Genomic DNA, 14,380 nt, shown 5'->3' with positions numbered 1-14,380 from the left:
CACTACGCCGATGCGTCGTGTTTGTATAGGGGAAAGACGCGCCAAATATGCGCTTTTGTGCAGAATGCTAGGTGTTTTGTGCAAACCAGCCGTCAATGCGGGCCTTCAAGGCTTCCCAAATCGCTGGTGCGCCGCGTTGAACCTTTGTGCCAACGCGGGTTTGGAGTTGCGCGGGGGTGACCTTGTATTCGGGCCACGTCCCGCCGTCAGTTTCAAGGTTGGAGATGACCGGCTGCACACGGTCTATCGACTTGGCAAAGATCGCATCATCGGTTTCGGCGGCTTCAAACTCGTCCCAGAGCGCGCGAAAATTGGCGCTTTGGTCAGATGGCAAAAGTCCAAAGATGCGATCAGCAGCGGCCTGTTCAACGGCGTCTTGTTCCGCGGGATCGTGGTCGCCATGAATCGGATTGTCGCCTGCGTCAATTTCAACGATATCGTGGATCAACAGCATTTGAATGACCCGGTTCACGTTAATCGGACGGTTGGAATGTTCGGCCATAACCATCGCATATAGCGCAATGTGCCAACTGTGCTCGCCAGAATTTTCGCGGCGCGATCCATCGCAAAGCGTCGTCGCGCGCAGGGTGGATTTCAGCTTGTCGACCTCAACAAGGAACGCAAGTTGGGCCGCGATACGTTCAGACATTAGCGCTTAATCCGGCGCGGCATACCGATGGTTGGTTTTGGGGCGGGTTCTGGTGCCGCAGGCGGTTCTTCGGCAACGGGTTCGGGTGCTGCAGGTTCTTCGACAGGCTCTGCCACCTCTGGCTCTGGGTCAGGCAGACCCTGCATGGGTGCTGCTTCGGGTTTTGGCGCCTCTTGGTAGCCATTGGCCAGTCGCGAATCCAGCAACGCACGGGCGCGTTCTTCGGCGCGGCGAACACGCACCGACGTCAGATAGGTTTCTTGAAGCGTCTGCGAAGACGCCCCAAGAATATCACCAATGGCATCTACGATCGCAATGTCACCTGATGCCTTTTGATCTGCCAACGCAAGGTCAGCGAGTTCATCTGCAACGCGTTGAACGTAGGATTCTGCCATTTTGATTACCGTGTATTTTCAGTGAGACGCCGACGCACGTAGGTTTTTACATTGTCGATCATAGGGTCCATGTGTGGATCTTCAAAGAAGTGTCCAGCACCTTCCATTTCCGTGTGGGTAATGGTGATACCTTTTTGTTCGTGAAGCTTGCTCACAAGATTCACAGTATCAGCAGGCGGCGCCACGCGGTCGTTCGATCCGTTAATGATCAAGCCTGAGGATGGGCAGGGCGCAAGGAAGCTAAAATCATACATGTTCGCAGGCGGGCTGACCGAGATAAAACCGGTAATCTCGGGGCGGCGCATCAGCAGTTGCATTCCGATCCATGCCCCAAACGAGAAACCAGCAACCCAGCAATGTTTTGAATTACTGTTCATTGATTGCAGGTAATCCAGCGCTGAAGCTGCATCAGAGAGCTCGCCCACGCCTTGATCATATTCACCTTGGGAGCGACCCACACCACGGAAGTTAAACCGCAAAACGGTAAAACCCATATTGTAGAACGCGTAGTGCAAATTATAGACGACGCGGTTGTTCATGGTGCCGCCAAATTGCGGATGCGGATGCAGAACAATCGCAATCGGAGCGTCGCGATCCTTTTGAGGGTGATAACGCCCTTCTAGGCGTCCTTCTGGTCCGGGAAAGATGACTTCGGGCATTTTAATCCGTCGCTGCTGTGGTGCATGAGCATTGTTGACGAAAATGCTTGGGCACCTTAGAAAGATTCTAATCTGGGTCTAATCCCAAATTGTCTGGTCTCGGTGGAGTAATGACGCAGCGCCTTGCCGTCAATAAAATTGCGCCTTTGCAGGGGAGAGAGAGATGAAATTAAGCACGAAAGGCCGTTATGCGATGGTCGCACTGGCCGATTTGGCGCTTCAAAAGCCGGATACGCTTGTGAATTTGACTGAGATTTCCAAACGGCAGGATATTTCGCTGCCGTATCTTGAGCAGCTATTTGTAAAGCTGCGTCGCGCCGGATTGGTGGAATCGGTGCGTGGACCTGGTGGGGGATACCGGTTGGCGAAACATGTATCGGAAATTCGTGTGTCTGACATTCTAGGGGCCGTCGATGAAACCGTCTCTGCGATGCATAAGGGGGCTGGTGCCTCGGGCGGGGCATCAGGGTCGCGTGCGCAGTCACTGACGAATCGTTTGTGGGAGGGCCTGAGCGCGCATGTTTATGTGTTCTTGCACCAAGCCCGATTGTCTGACGTGATTGGAAATGGTCTGGCGCCATGTCCGGCCGTGCCTGCGTTGTTTGAGGTTGTGGACGAGGAATAGGGGCGCTGCCCCCGGCCTGCGGCCTCCCCCGGAGTTTTTTTGGCAAGATGATGAGATGAGAACCTATCTGGATCATAACGCGACGACCCCTTTGCGGGCCGAAGCGCGCGGGGCAATGATCGCGGCGATGGATGTCGTTGGGAACCCGTCCTCTGTGCATGCTGAGGGCCGTGCTGCAAAGGCAATCATTGAAAAGGCGCGTTTGCAGGTTGCCGAGGCGGTCGGGGCATCCGGAGCAGATGTGGTATTCACATCTGGCGCAACAGAGGCGGCGGCTCTTGCGCTCGCGGGGCGCGATCTCAAGGCCGCACCGATTGAGCATGATGCTGTTCATGCCTGGATTGATCCTGTTTTACCCGTCGTGAACGGATTGGTGGAAGTTGTCGATCCCGGTCAGTCGGTCTTGCAATTGGCAAATTCCGAAACTGGAATTGTGCAATCGCTGCCAGAGGGTTTGGCCGTGAGTGATATTACCCAAGGGTTTGGAAAGCTGCCTTTTGCATTTGGTTGGTCGGGGGTGCAGATGGTGTTTCTTTCGGCGCATAAATTTGGCGGTCCTAAAGGCGTGGGCGCGTTGATCTTTCCGGCTGGCACCGATGTAGCGGCCCAGATCAAAGGTGGCGGCCAAGAGATGGGCCGTCGATCTGGTACAGAAAATGTTGTCGCAATCGCAGGGATGGGGGCCGCAGCAGTTGCTGCGCAAGCTGACCTTGCGGCCGGAAAGTGGGAACGGGTTGCACAACTTAGAAATATTCTAGAGAAGGCCATTGAGGCTGACGAAAAGAACACTATTTTTGTCGGGAAAGATGCGAACAGATTGCCTAACACCAGTTGCTTTGCAACGCCGGGGTGGAAGGGCGAAACCCAAGTGATGGCGATGGATTTGGCCGGTTTCGCCGTATCGGCTGGGTCGGCTTGTTCGTCTGGCAAGGTCAAGACGAGCCGGGTGCTGCGCGCGATTGGCCTTGATGATGATGGAGCAGCCTGTGCTTTGCGGGTGTCGCTGGGGATTGAGACAACAGAAGATGAAGTTTTGCGTTTCGCGCAGGCTTGGACAAAGAAACGTGCGCGCCTTCGGGCCGCTTAAGAGGAAAGTAAGATGACTGCTATCAAGGACATAGAGGTCAAAGAAGGCGTTGATCAGGAAACCGTTGATGCGGTCTCAAAGCTGTCTGGAACCTATAAGTACGGTTGGGAAACCGAGATTGAAATGGATTACGCACCTAAGGGCGTAAATCCTGATATCGTGCGGTTGATTTCAGGCAAGAACAACGAGCCCGAGTGGATGACAGAGTGGCGTTTGAGCGCCTTTGCCCGCTGGGAGAATATCGAAGAGCCAAAGTGGGCAATGGTCGACTATCCAGATATCGACTTCCAAGATATTTACTACTACGCTCGCCCAAAAAGCATGGAAGAAAAGCCGAAGTCTCTGGATGAGGTCGATCCTAAGCTTTTGGCGACCTACGAAAAGCTGGGCATCCCTTTGAAAGAGCAGATGATTTTGGCCGGTGTTGAAGGTGCCGAGGCCATGCCAGCTGAAGGACGCAAAGTCGCCGTCGACGCGGTTTTTGACTCTGTTTCAGTTGGTACAACCTTCCAGAAGGAACTTGAAAAAGCGGGCGTGATCTTCTGTTCCATTTCAGAAGCCATCGAAAAACACCCAGAGTTGGTCAAGAAATACCTAGGTACAGTCGTGCCACCATCAGACAATTTCTATGCGACGCTGAACTCTGCGGTGTTCTCTGACGGGTCGTTTGTTTACGTGCCACCTGGTGTGCGCTGCCCAATGGAGCTGTCCACATATTTCCGGATCAACGCCGAGAACACTGGTCAGTTCGAGCGTACATTGATCATTGCGGACAAAGGATCATACGTATCCTACCTTGAGGGTTGTACCGCCCCGAAACGTGATACTGCGCAGTTACATGCCGCTGTTGTGGAAATCATCGTCGAAGAAGATGCCGAAGTGAAATATTCGACCGTTCAAAACTGGTTCCCCGGTGATGAAGAGGGGAAGGGCGGTATTTATAACTTTGTGACAAAACGGGCGGATTGCCGTGGTGACCGCGCCAAGGTGATGTGGACCCAAGTGGAAACGGGCTCTGCCGTGACTTGGAAATACCCAAGCTGCATTCTGCGTGGTGACGATAGCCAAGGTGAATTCTATTCCATAGCGATTGCAAACAACATGCAGCAGGCGGATACAGGCACTAAGATGGTGCACTTGGGCAAAAACACCAAGTCTCGGATCGTATCCAAAGGTATCTCGGCTGGTAAGGCCCAAAACACATACCGCGGTCTTGTGTCGATGCACCCCAAAGCCAAAGACAGCCGTAACTACACCCAATGTGATAGCCTCTTGATCGGTGATAAATGTGGTGCGCACACCGTGCCCTATATCGAGGTCAAAAATAACAGCAGCCGCGTTGAACACGAAGCCACCACATCAAAGGTGGATGATGATCAACTGTTCTATTGCCGCGCCCGTGGCATGGACGAAGAGGAAGCGGTTGCATTGGTCGTGAACGGATTCTGTAAGGAAGTCCTGCAAGCGTTGCCAATGGAATTCGCAATGGAGGCACAGGCACTGGTTGCGATCTCTCTGGAGGGGTCAGTTGGCTAAGGAGGCAAAGGCTATTTCCGCAAAGGCACATGCGGCGATTTCGATGGGAGCTTTGCTGCCATCGGAGCCGTTGTGCGTGGTGGATGTAGCGGCCAATCCGCTGAGCGATCAACCTTCTAAGCCGCTGCTTGGTAAGGGGTTTTGTCAGGTGCTGGGGCATGAACCCCAAGACGATGAATTTGCAACAGATGTTCGTGTGTTGCGAGTTTCAGATTCGGTTATCTCTCAGCGGTTCAAAAAAACCGTAGTGATGGGCGATGACGTCGTTCTTAGCGCCAACTTGAATTGTTACCGCTTCAACAATCTAGTGCAGCGGAACGTCATTGGTCTGGATGTGATCTCGGACAATGTTACGACACTTGATGCGGGGTAAGTAGAATGGACACTGTATTCAAATACCCCGACACTGCCCATGTGCGGCCCCGATCTTGCCGTAGTTTGCGTTCAGTTATAGCTGCAAAACGACAAGACGAGAACGCGCAGCATGGCAAATTTGGGTCAATCAGAGTTTCAGCAACGGATCAAGCGTATCAACAATCCGCGCAACAACTCTTATTACGATCCAGACATGAAGATGCATGTCCCGAAACGTCTTGCACGTCCGCAGCCAGTAAAGAAGGCGTCGGAAGGCAATCAGATGTTGTCTGCGGCTCTGGTTGCGATGGTCATCGGCGGCGCGGCAATGTTTTGCGCCCAAGTCGTTCGGGTCCGCTACCTTGGTATGGTTGGTGGCAGTCCAGCCATCAGCTTTACCGATCTACTCGTCGGTCTTTGGATTATGCTGATGTTTTCCGCACTCATGAAGCGTCGCGGGTTTTTGGCGCGGTTGGGCCAGTTCGCCGGTCTCGGTCTGATGATGGTCGTGGGACACAATCTTGTCTGGAAATGGCCCGAGGTGATGACGTCGATCTTTTCTCCCGAGCACGTGGCATATGTCACCTCGCACACCTCCGTCGGTTCTGCGCTGATTCACGGAACAGTCTACGCGTTCTAGGGCAGACGCTCGCTTACAGTTCTCCAGCCGTAGTACGTCGCGATATTCGCGGCGCGCTCGGCCTTTCACACAATCAAAGTGATCACTTATTCGCAGCCTCGTAGCCCGAGGTTGTGTCACGTTATACGCACGTTCGTGCTGAAATCTTGAAGGAAGAAAAATGCTAGAAATCAAAGGCCTGAAGGTCAAACTTGAAGATGAGGATAAGCAAATCCTTAAAGGGCTCGACTTGACCGTTGAGACCGGCAAAGTGCACGCGATTATGGGGCCAAACGGCTCTGGTAAATCGACCCTGTCTTATGTGCTGTCTGGGAAAGACGGATACGAAGTGACTGACGGTTCGGCAGAGCTTGAGGGTGAAGACCTGCTTGAGATGGAACCCGAAGAGCGCGCAGCAGAAGGGCTGTTCCTTGCTTTTCAATATCCGGTCGAAATTCCCGGTGTTGGTAACATGACTTTCTTGCGGACAGCGGTAAACGCACAGCGCAAGGCACGTGGCGAAGAAGAGCTGAGTGCAGGTGATTTCCTCAAGGTCGTGCGCGAAAAGGCCAAAGAACTGAAGATCGACGCGGATATGCTCAAGCGCCCCGTGAACGTTGGTTTCTCTGGCGGTGAGAAAAAGCGTAACGAGATCCTGCAAATGGCGATGCTTGAGCCAAAGATGTGCATCTTGGACGAGACTGACTCGGGTCTGGATGTGGACGCGATGAAGCTGGTTGCGGACGGTGTGAACGCATTGCGCGATGCGGGGCGTTCGTTCTTGGTCATTACCCACTATCAGCGTTTGTTGGATCACATCAAACCTGACGTTGTACACATCATGGCTGACGGTAAGATCGTGAAAACAGGCGGTCCTGAGCTGGCCCTAGAAGTCGAAAACAACGGTTATGCCGACATTCTGGCAGAGGTGTCCTAATGGCGCTTGCAAAACTCAAATCTGAAGCGACAGAGGCGCGTTTGGCCGGGGTGACCTTGCCTGCGGGCGCTGCTTGGTCGACAACTGCGCGCGAGGACGCGCTTGCGCGTGTGCGCACGATGGGTTTGCCGTCTAAGCGCGATGAGTATTGGAAATATACCAACCCGACTGATCTCACGGTTAAGGACGCGCCAAAGGCTGCGGTCTTTGTGTCTGACGAAGCGCCGCTTTTTGATAGCATTGATCGCTTGCGGATCGTCTTTGTCGACGGTGTCTTTGATGAGGCGGCGTCCGATGATTTATCGGCTGAGAACGTCGTGATTGAACGTCTGGCCGATGTCATGGCTGCCGATATTCACTGGGTCAAAGATATCTACGGCGTGCTTGAAGCGCGTGGTCAAAACCCGGTAGAACGCCCGTTGGCTGCGTTGAATACCGCTGTGGCAACCGATGGGATTGTCCTGCATGTGACCGGTAAAGTGGCAAAGCCAATCAACCTTGTCTACCTGCACAAGAATGAGAACTCTGATGCGGTTCTGCATAACCTCGTCAAAGTGGACAGTGGCGCAGAAGTTACGTTGCTGGAAAACGGTCCAGCTGCGGCACGTTTCTCGAGCTGCCTTGAGGTGGACGTAGCAGATGGCGGAACCTTCCACCATGTGCGCGCCCAAGGGCGTGACCACGAGCGTCGCACTGCGACGTACTGCTTTGCAAAGATCGGTTCAGAAGCGACGTTCAAGTCTTTCACGCTCACGGTAAATGGCGTCATGACCCGCAATGAATGCGTGCTTGAGATCGTTGGCGATGATGCCGTCGCCCATGTTGCTGGTGCCTGTGTCGGTGACGGCAAGGATTTTCATCACGATGACACCGTGTTCATCACGCACGACGCCGTGAACTGCGAAAGCCGTCAGGTCTTTAAGAAGGTGCTGCGTAACGGTGCTACGGGTGTGTTCCAAGGCAAGATCTTGGTAAAGGAAGACGCCCAAAAGACCGATGGCTATCAGATCAGCCAATCGCTTTTGTTGGACGATGATGCACAGTTTCTGGCCAAGCCAGAGCTGGAAATCTATGCCGACGATGTGGCCTGTTCACATGGTTCGACTTCAGGTGCGATCGACGAAACGGCACTGTTTTATCTGCGGTCTCGCGGTGTGCCTCTGGCCGATGCGCGCAACTTGTTGACGCTCTCCTTTATGGCCGAAGCGCTTGAGGAGATCGAAGACGAAGCACTGGCAGAAGAACTTCGGGCGCGGCTCGAAGGTTGGTTGGCGCGGCGTAGCTAATGGCATTGACCGCTGATATCGTCCGGACATGGCGCGCCCCGCGTGCCGTGATCCGCGATTTGATGGCACAGGGACGGCGCGAAGATCGTGCCGTCGCCTTTGTTATGATCGCTTGCTTTTTGATCTTTGTTGCCCAGTGGCCGCGACTGTCGCGGATCGCCAATGGCTTTGAGCAATCACCATGGCCGCCAGAGATCAATTTTGAAGGGATGATGACCTACACGTTCTACGCTGTCGTGATCATGTTGCCCTTGGCGCTCTATGGGGTCGCCGCTGTAGCGCACCTTCTTGCCAAAATCTTGCGGGGGAAGGGGAGCTGGTATTCAGCACGTCTTAGCTTGTTTTGGGCGCTTCTGACAACGACACCTTTGCTATTGCTGCATGGTTTGGTCCGTGGGTTTATCGGACCCGGACCACAATCCGTGATCGTGGGCGGGATTTGGGCGGCTGTATTTGCTGTAATCTTCATCCAATGCATGATTGCGACGGAACGCGCGGAATGAAGCTGAGCCTCCAAAATTGGCTTCACGCGGTTGGTGCAACGCTGAATGATCCTGCGCAGACAGCGTCACAGGTGTTGTCCTACCAATTTTCGCGTCGTACCTTGATCCAGGCGGCTGCTTTTCTGGCCATTCTGAATGTGCTGGTAATGGCGGCTGTGTCGATCATCAGGCCACTCCCCGCAGAGGCGGCCTTGATCCAAGTTACGCCGATTTCACTGGGGATCGTTATTTTTGGCAGCATCGTTGTGCTTGCCTTGTCGTTGGCACAATCTGGTCAGGTCTTGGGTGGAATTGGTCAATTTGATCAGGCGCTTATGGTGGTGATTTGGCTGCAAGCGGTCGGACTAACGTTTGATGTAGCCCAAGTGTTGTTGATGGCGATCAGCCCCACACTTGCCGGTCTCTTTGGTATGATCGCACTGGCGATCTTGATTTGGTGCCTCGTGCATTTTGTCAAAACCCTCCATGGTTTCCAATCCACAGGTCGCGCCGTCGGAACAGTAGGCTTGGCGTTGATCGGAACAATTTTTGCAGTCGTCATCATGATGGCGCTGCTTGGTATTACCCCGACAGGAGAGCCTGTATGAGCTTTGATGTAAGTAAAATTCGTGCGGATTTCCCAATTTTATCCCGTCAGGTAAACGGAAAGCCACTGGTTTATCTAGATAACGGTGCATCTGCCCAAAAGCCGCAGGTGGTGATTGACGCCATTACGCGCGGCTATGCCGAAGAATATGCTAATGTGCATCGTGGTCTGCATTACCTGAGCAACCTTGCCACCGATAAATACGAGGCCGTCCGTGGCACGATCGCGCGCTTCTTGAACGCAAGTTCCGAAGACGACATCGTTTTCAACTCGGGTTCGACCGAAGGCATCAACATGGTTGCCTATTCTTGGGCGATGCCACGTCTGCAACCCGGCGACGAGATCGTACTGTCCATCATGGAACATCACGCCAATATCGTGCCTTGGCATTTTCTACGCGAACGATTGGGTGTCGCGATCAAATGGGTCGATGTGGATGCGAATGGCGATCTTGACCCACAAAAAGTCATCGATGCCATTGGCCCTAAAACCAAATTGGTGGCCGTCACACATATGTCGAATGTTTTAGGGACCGTGGTGGACGTGAAAACCATTACGGCTGGTGCACATGCCAAAGGCGTGCCTGTACTTGTCGATGGTTCCCAAGCCGCCGTTCATATGCCTGTCGACGTGGCGGATATTGGTTGCGATTTTTATACGATTACCGGGCACAAACTTTATGGTCCTTCATCTTCGGGTGCGATCTACGTTGCGCCTGCACGCATGAAAGAAATGCAGCCCTTTATGGGCGGTGGCGACATGATCCGCGAAGTATCACGCGATGCAGTGACCTATAACGATCCCCCGATGAAGTTCGAAGCAGGCACGCCGGGCATTGTGCAGATGATCGGGCTTGGCGTTGCTTTGGACTATATGATGGATATCGGTATGTCCGAAATCGCCGCGCATGAAAGGGCGGTTTGTGACTATGCGCGCAAGCGGCTTGATGGTCTCAACTGGTTGAATGTTCAGGGTAAATCAGCGACCAAAGGCGCCATTTTTTCATTCACGCTCGATGGTGCTGCACATGCGCATGACATTTCCACCGTCCTCGACAAAAAAGGGGTGGCGGTGCGGGCGGGGACGCATTGCGCGATGCCGCTGATGGAACACATGGGGGTTGGTGCAACCTGTCGCGCGTCTTTTGCGATGTACAACACCGCGCAAGAGGTCGACGCCTTGGTCGATGCGCTCGAACTCTGCCACGAGCTTTTTAGCTAAGCCAAGATATCTGCGGCGGCGTCCCACGTCGCCGCAACAGCACAAACTTCACCGCGCCCAATTTTCGAATAATTCTCATACGTTGAAGGTGGCGCACCCGAGAGGATTCGAACCTCTGGCCTCTGCCTTCGGAGGGCAGCGCTCTATCCAGCTGAGCTACGGGTGCCTAGCGCTCTGATAGCTGCGGTGAACGGCGGGTGCAAGTCATTCCAATCAAATCATCCGAGTTTCGAGAATTGTTTTGGCGATCGATAGGGTTGATCGCGAAATTACCCATATCTTGCGAACACCCGATTGCACCGGGCGATTGAGTGGGTTACTCAGCCGATATGAATCTGACATTTTTAGTCGGAATTACTCGCTTGTGACCTTACCAAGACTGGAAAACCAAATGAAATCATTTGCTTCGTCTATTGCGCTAGTCTGCGCACCATTTGCCTCTTTTGCCGAAGAGGTAACCATCGCTGTATTTGATGGAGAGGCAACGCTTGAGGCTGCGCCAGAAACCGTTGTTGCGTTTGATCTCGCCGCCATTGATACGCTTGATGCGCTTGGGGTGAAGGTGGACGGCGTACCTGCCTTTGGACCGCCTGCGTTTTTGGTGGGTGCGATGGGCGATGTCGACACGATGGGTACATTATTCGAGCCGGACTTTGAAAAGCTCGCTGTTTTGGGACCCGATTTGATCATTGCGGGTGGACGTTCACAGGCCGCAATCGAAGGCCTGTCTGAGGTTGCAACAACGATCGACATGACCCTGCGCGGGGCTGACCTGCTTGCTGATTCTCGCGCACGGATCGAGGCATACGGTACTTTGTTCAATAAGCAGGACGAAGCTGCAGAGGTGATCGGCACCATTGAGGCCAAGCTAGAAGCAGTGAACACCGCCGTTGAAGGGAAAGGCGGCGCACTGATCCTGATGACAAACGGTGGCAAACTCTCTGCCTATGGCGACGATAGCCGCTTTGGATGGTTGCACACAGCAACAGGTATCCCCGAGGCATTCGCGGAGATCACAGCGGAAAACCACGGTGAGTCAGTATCGTTCGAGTTCATCGCCGACGTGAACCCTGATTGGATTTTGGTGATCGACCGCCTATCCGCGATTGGCCGCGAAGGCGAAGCGGCAGCAGTGACGCTAGACAATCCTTTGGTGGCGGGTACGACAGCGGGACAAAATGGCCAGATCATCTATCTCGATAGCGCGCCGTTGTATTTAGCAGCAGGTGGCGCGAATGCTTTGCAGATCATCTTGGATCAGTTGATCGACGATTTCGGCGGCTAAGGCTTTGCGTGGGCTGACCGTTGCGGCGGTCTTGGGGTTCGTCCTGTTGATCGGGGCGAGCCTTTTGATTGGCGCAACCAATATTGTAAATGGTGATTTGGATGCCGGCCTGCTGCTCGCGGTGAGCCGCTTTCCCAGAACTTGTGCCGCCATTCTGGCTGGGGCAGGGCTTGCCTTGTCGGGCGTTGTGATTCAACAGACGGTACAGAACCGGCTGGTTGAACCGGGGCTTGTGGGTACGCCAGAGGCCGCGATGATTGGTCTATTGGCGGTGACAATGATCGCGCCGGGTGCGGCGCTGATCATCAAGATGTCTGCCGCGACTGTATCGGCATTGATCGGGACTTGCGGTTTCTTTCTGCTTGCGCGTTTGGTGCCTCGCAAAGATCCAATGCTGCTCCCGCTGGTTGGGTTGATCTATGCTGGTGTGCTCAGCTCGATCGCGCTTTATGCGGCTTGGCTCACGGATTTGGTGCAATATATCGGGGTTTGGCAATCTGGCGAATTCTCGGGCGTACTGAAGGGCCGGTACGAGCTGTTGTGGCTGGTGGCTGGTGTCGCTGGCGCGCTCTACCTATTGGCGGATCGGATCACGATCCTTGGCCTTGGCGAGGATTACGCGCGTTCGTTGGGTTTGAACTATCGACAAACTGTCTACTTGGGTTTGGCAATTGTTGCGGTTTGCGTTTCAGTCATCGTTGTGACGGTTGGCTCACTGCCTTTTGTCGGATTGGTCGTTCCAAATATCGTTTCACGGATTTGGGGGGATAATTTGCGGCAAAACCTGCCAAAAATCGCGCTTCTGGGCGGTGGATTTGTGCTTGCTTCGGATGTGATCGGCCGGATCGTTCGGTGGCCTTATGAAATTCCTGCAGCGACAATTTTCGCGATGATTGGCGCCGTCATTTTCTTGTGGTTGTTGAATATCCCAAGGTCGAGCAAACATGGCTGAGCGGCGATTGTTTATCTTGGGCGCGCTGCTCGTGGTCGCCTCGGGCATGTTCCTGTTTTGGAACTTGCGCGGCCCAACATGGTTTATCTTGAACTTGCGTGCTGAAAAACTGGTGACGCTTGTCGTTGTTGGGGCATCGGCTGGGGCGGCTACGGTTGTTTTCCAAACCATTGCTACGAACCGTTTGCTAACGCCGGGCGTTGTTGGCTTTGACGCACTGTTTGTCTTTGTTCAAACGATGTTGGTGCTGATCTTGGGGAGCTCTGCCTTTCTGGATTTGCCCGCGATGGCAAAGTTTGGCGTTGAAACCGCGTTGCTCACGCTTTTTGCAGTTGGGCTATTCGGCATCCTTTTTCGCAAAGGGGCGGGCGACATCATTCGTATGATCCTGACCGGCGTCATCATTGGCACGCTCTTGCGAGCGTTGGCGGGATTTGCGCAGCGCCTCTTGGATCCATCTGAGTTTGCTGTGCTGCAACAGGCCACAATCGCAAGCTTTAACGTCATCGATGACGAGCTGATCGGGATCGTGAGTATCTCTCTGTTTGTAGCCTTTGGGCTGTGTCTTGGGATTGCGCGCAAATTGGATGTCGTCGCTTTTGGACGCGACAAAGCCCGTACATTGGGCTTGGGGTATGACCGGTTTATCCTCATCGCGTTGTCTATCGTGTCGCTTATGGTGGCCGTTTCCACCGCGCTTGTGGGGCCTGTGGTGTTCTTGGGGTTGATCGCCGCCAGTCTTGCCCATGCCTGGCTCAAAGATCATCGACATTTGGTGTTGATCCCTGGGGCGGCATTGATTGGCGCGGTGATCCTCGTTGTTGGTCAGACAACCTTCGAGCGCGTTTTCGCATTCCAATCGTCGCTCGCGATTGTCGTCGAATTTGTCGGTGGCCTGCTTTTCCTTATTCTTGTGCTGCGGAGGCCCTCATGATCAGGGTAAATGATGTCAATCTGTCCAGAGGGGGCGTGGAAATCTTGCGCCAAGTTTCTCTGGAAATTCCCAAGGGCGGTATCGTTGCAATTGTCGGGCCAAATGGCGCAGGTAAATCCAGCCTATTGCATGTGATTGCCGGGCTCGTTCAGCCAGATAGCGGGCAGGTAACGATTGATGGTCAAGACCTACACCAATTGGGCGAACAGGCACGCGCCCGCGTCTTAGCGTTCTTGACCCAAAACCAAGGTGCGGTACCGCGTTTAACCGTGCGGGACTTGGTGGCCTTTGGCCGTTGGCCGCATCATCGGGGGCGCCTCAAAGCCGAAGACCACGCCGCAATTGCCGATGCGCTCAGCCGATTTGACCTCGAGACCTTAGCGCAGCGGGATATTGAAACGCTGTCAGGCGGGCAGAAACAACGGGCATTTGTGGCAATGTGTTATGCCCAAACCACGCCTTGGATGCTATTGGACGAGCCGCTGGCCGCGCTTGATCCGAAATATACGCGCGACATCATGGAACGTTTGCAAGGGTTGGAAGACCGCACTGTTTTGCTCGTGCTGCATGATCTTTCGATCGCGGCGAATTACGCTGACTGGGTCGTCGCCGTTAAGGATGGTTGCGTGCATTCGGTCGGCCCTTGCCAAGATATGATTACCTCAGAGCGGCTCACAGACCTGTATGATGTGCCGTTAGAGCTTGCAGAGGTTAACGGCAAATCTGCGGTGATTTGGCGGTAAGGTGCCGCC

Annotated in this window: 17 protein-coding genes and 1 tRNA gene; 14 read left to right on the top strand and 4 right to left on the bottom strand. The window is 54.0% G+C overall.

Features of this window, described 5'->3' with window-relative positions:
- Positions 1-67: 67 nt before the first annotated feature.
- The 3 genes from TW80_RS05310 to TW80_RS05300 are packed head-to-tail and all read right to left on the bottom strand — an operon-like array spanning position 68 to position 1,703.
- On the bottom strand, positions 68-649 hold the full coding sequence (locus TW80_RS05310; protein WP_045996256.1) for an HD domain-containing protein: 582 nt from the start codon (positions 647-649) through the stop codon (positions 68-70).
- Complete coding sequence (locus tag TW80_RS18510) at positions 649-1,044, bottom strand: hypothetical protein (protein WP_342585887.1); 396 nt, start codon at positions 1,042-1,044, stop codon at positions 649-651. Before TW80_RS18510 ends, TW80_RS05310 begins: the two co-directional genes overlap by 1 nt.
- A gap of 5 nt (positions 1,045-1,049) precedes the next feature.
- The gene (locus TW80_RS05300; RefSeq protein WP_045996255.1) at positions 1,050-1,703 is read right to left on the bottom strand and encodes an alpha/beta hydrolase; all 654 of its coding nucleotides are present in this window, start codon (positions 1,701-1,703) and stop codon (positions 1,050-1,052) included.
- A gap of 163 nt (positions 1,704-1,866) precedes the next feature.
- Here TW80_RS05300 and TW80_RS05295 point away from each other — a divergent pair, with 163 nt between their 5' ends.
- From TW80_RS05295 to TW80_RS05250, 10 genes are all read left to right on the top strand, one after another.
- On the top strand, positions 1,867-2,328 hold the full coding sequence (locus tag TW80_RS05295) for an Rrf2 family transcriptional regulator (protein ID WP_045996254.1): 462 nt from the start codon (positions 1,867-1,869) through the stop codon (positions 2,326-2,328).
- Positions 2,329-2,383: 55 nt separating this feature from the next.
- Entirely contained in the window at positions 2,384-3,415 is a 1,032-nt protein-coding gene (locus TW80_RS05290; protein WP_045996253.1) for a cysteine desulfurase family protein, read from the top strand.
- A gap of 12 nt (positions 3,416-3,427) precedes the next feature.
- Positions 3,428-4,951 (top strand): Fe-S cluster assembly protein SufB, encoded by a 1,524-nt coding sequence (sufB, locus tag TW80_RS05285; RefSeq protein ID WP_045996252.1) that lies wholly within the window; start codon positions 3,428-3,430, stop codon positions 4,949-4,951.
- 43 nt (positions 4,952-4,994) lie between these two features.
- A complete protein-coding gene (locus tag TW80_RS05280; RefSeq protein ID WP_045996251.1) occupies positions 4,995-5,324 on the top strand; it encodes a hypothetical protein in 330 nt (109 codons plus the stop codon).
- 111 nt (positions 5,325-5,435) lie between these two features.
- Positions 5,436-5,945 carry a hypothetical protein gene (locus tag TW80_RS05275; protein WP_045996250.1) on the top strand — a complete coding sequence of 170 codons (510 nt, stop codon included), beginning with the start codon at positions 5,436-5,438 and terminating at the stop codon, positions 5,943-5,945.
- Positions 5,946-6,105: 160 nt separating this feature from the next.
- Positions 6,106-6,861 carry a Fe-S cluster assembly ATPase SufC gene (sufC, locus tag TW80_RS05270; protein ID WP_045996249.1) on the top strand — a complete coding sequence of 252 codons (756 nt, stop codon included), beginning with the start codon at positions 6,106-6,108 and terminating at the stop codon, positions 6,859-6,861.
- Positions 6,861-8,147 (top strand): SufB/SufD family protein, encoded by a 1,287-nt coding sequence (locus TW80_RS05265; protein ID WP_045996248.1) that lies wholly within the window; start codon positions 6,861-6,863, stop codon positions 8,145-8,147. The genes sufC and TW80_RS05265 overlap by 1 nt, the downstream gene beginning before the upstream one ends.
- The gene (locus tag TW80_RS05260) at positions 8,147-8,650 is read left to right on the top strand and encodes a YIP1 family protein (RefSeq protein ID WP_045996247.1); all 504 of its coding nucleotides are present in this window, start codon (positions 8,147-8,149) and stop codon (positions 8,648-8,650) included. Before TW80_RS05265 ends, TW80_RS05260 begins: the two co-directional genes overlap by 1 nt.
- Positions 8,647-9,237: a YIP1 family protein gene (locus TW80_RS05255; RefSeq protein ID WP_045996246.1), complete on the top strand. Its 591-nt coding sequence runs from the start codon at positions 8,647-8,649 to the stop codon at positions 9,235-9,237. Before TW80_RS05260 ends, TW80_RS05255 begins: the two co-directional genes overlap by 4 nt.
- On the top strand, positions 9,234-10,457 hold the full coding sequence (locus tag TW80_RS05250; protein WP_045996245.1) for a cysteine desulfurase: 1,224 nt from the start codon (positions 9,234-9,236) through the stop codon (positions 10,455-10,457). The genes TW80_RS05255 and TW80_RS05250 overlap by 4 nt, the downstream gene beginning before the upstream one ends.
- Before the next feature lie 89 nt (positions 10,458-10,546).
- Here TW80_RS05250 and TW80_RS05245 read toward each other — a convergent pair.
- Positions 10,547-10,623: transfer RNA gene (locus TW80_RS05245), tRNA-Arg, on the bottom strand.
- A 225-nt stretch (positions 10,624-10,848) separates the two neighbouring features.
- Here TW80_RS05245 and TW80_RS05240 point away from each other — a divergent pair.
- Genes TW80_RS05240 through TW80_RS05225 form a run of 4 tightly spaced genes read left to right on the top strand, consistent with a single transcriptional unit; the run spans position 10,849 to position 14,371 of the window.
- Positions 10,849-11,742, top strand: a complete 894-nt coding sequence (locus TW80_RS05240) for a siderophore ABC transporter substrate-binding protein (RefSeq protein ID WP_045996244.1) — start codon at positions 10,849-10,851, stop codon at positions 11,740-11,742.
- Between the two features lie 4 nt (positions 11,743-11,746).
- Positions 11,747-12,694, top strand: coding sequence for an ABC transporter permease (locus tag TW80_RS05235; RefSeq protein ID WP_084625716.1), 948 nt, complete (start codon positions 11,747-11,749; stop codon positions 12,692-12,694).
- Positions 12,687-13,628, top strand: coding sequence for an iron chelate uptake ABC transporter family permease subunit (locus TW80_RS05230; protein WP_045996242.1), 942 nt, complete (start codon positions 12,687-12,689; stop codon positions 13,626-13,628). Before TW80_RS05235 ends, TW80_RS05230 begins: the two co-directional genes overlap by 8 nt.
- On the top strand, positions 13,625-14,371 hold the full coding sequence (locus TW80_RS05225) for an ATP-binding cassette domain-containing protein (protein WP_045996241.1): 747 nt from the start codon (positions 13,625-13,627) through the stop codon (positions 14,369-14,371). Before TW80_RS05230 ends, TW80_RS05225 begins: the two co-directional genes overlap by 4 nt.
- The last annotated feature ends 9 nt before the right edge of the window (positions 14,372-14,380 follow it).

Source organism: Loktanella sp. S4079 (genome assembly GCF_000967725.1).
GTDB lineage: Bacteria > Pseudomonadota > Alphaproteobacteria > Rhodobacterales > Rhodobacteraceae > Yoonia.
The sequence above is the reverse complement of the archived record's forward strand: the minus strand, read 5'-3'. Positions and strand labels throughout refer to the sequence as shown.

Excerpts from the sequence above, each read along its gene's own strand:
- TW80_RS05310 (WP_045996256.1), bottom strand. The coding sequence starts at position 649 with ATGTCTGAACGTATCGCGGCCCAACTTGCGTTCCTTGTTGAGGTCGAC.
- TW80_RS18510 (WP_342585887.1), bottom strand. The coding sequence starts at position 1,044 with ATGGCAGAATCCTACGTTCAACGCGTTGCAGATGAACTCGCTGACCTT.
- TW80_RS05300 (WP_045996255.1), bottom strand. The coding sequence starts at position 1,703 with ATGCCCGAAGTCATCTTTCCCGGACCAGAAGGACGCCTAGAAGGGCGT.
- TW80_RS05295 (WP_045996254.1), top strand. The coding sequence starts at position 1,867 with ATGAAATTAAGCACGAAAGGCCGTTATGCGATGGTCGCACTGGCCGAT.
- TW80_RS05290 (WP_045996253.1), top strand. The coding sequence starts at position 2,384 with ATGAGAACCTATCTGGATCATAACGCGACGACCCCTTTGCGGGCCGAA.
- sufB (WP_045996252.1), top strand. The coding sequence starts at position 3,428 with ATGACTGCTATCAAGGACATAGAGGTCAAAGAAGGCGTTGATCAGGAA.
- TW80_RS05280 (WP_045996251.1), top strand. The coding sequence starts at position 4,995 with ATGGGAGCTTTGCTGCCATCGGAGCCGTTGTGCGTGGTGGATGTAGCG.
- TW80_RS05275 (WP_045996250.1), top strand. The coding sequence starts at position 5,436 with ATGGCAAATTTGGGTCAATCAGAGTTTCAGCAACGGATCAAGCGTATC.
- sufC (WP_045996249.1), top strand. The coding sequence starts at position 6,106 with ATGCTAGAAATCAAAGGCCTGAAGGTCAAACTTGAAGATGAGGATAAG.
- TW80_RS05265 (WP_045996248.1), top strand. The coding sequence starts at position 6,861 with ATGGCGCTTGCAAAACTCAAATCTGAAGCGACAGAGGCGCGTTTGGCC.
- TW80_RS05260 (WP_045996247.1), top strand. The coding sequence starts at position 8,147 with ATGGCATTGACCGCTGATATCGTCCGGACATGGCGCGCCCCGCGTGCC.
- TW80_RS05255 (WP_045996246.1), top strand. The coding sequence starts at position 8,647 with ATGAAGCTGAGCCTCCAAAATTGGCTTCACGCGGTTGGTGCAACGCTG.
- TW80_RS05250 (WP_045996245.1), top strand. The coding sequence starts at position 9,234 with ATGAGCTTTGATGTAAGTAAAATTCGTGCGGATTTCCCAATTTTATCC.
- TW80_RS05240 (WP_045996244.1), top strand. The coding sequence starts at position 10,849 with ATGAAATCATTTGCTTCGTCTATTGCGCTAGTCTGCGCACCATTTGCC.
- TW80_RS05230 (WP_045996242.1), top strand. The coding sequence starts at position 12,687 with ATGGCTGAGCGGCGATTGTTTATCTTGGGCGCGCTGCTCGTGGTCGCC.
- TW80_RS05225 (WP_045996241.1), top strand. The coding sequence starts at position 13,625 with ATGATCAGGGTAAATGATGTCAATCTGTCCAGAGGGGGCGTGGAAATC.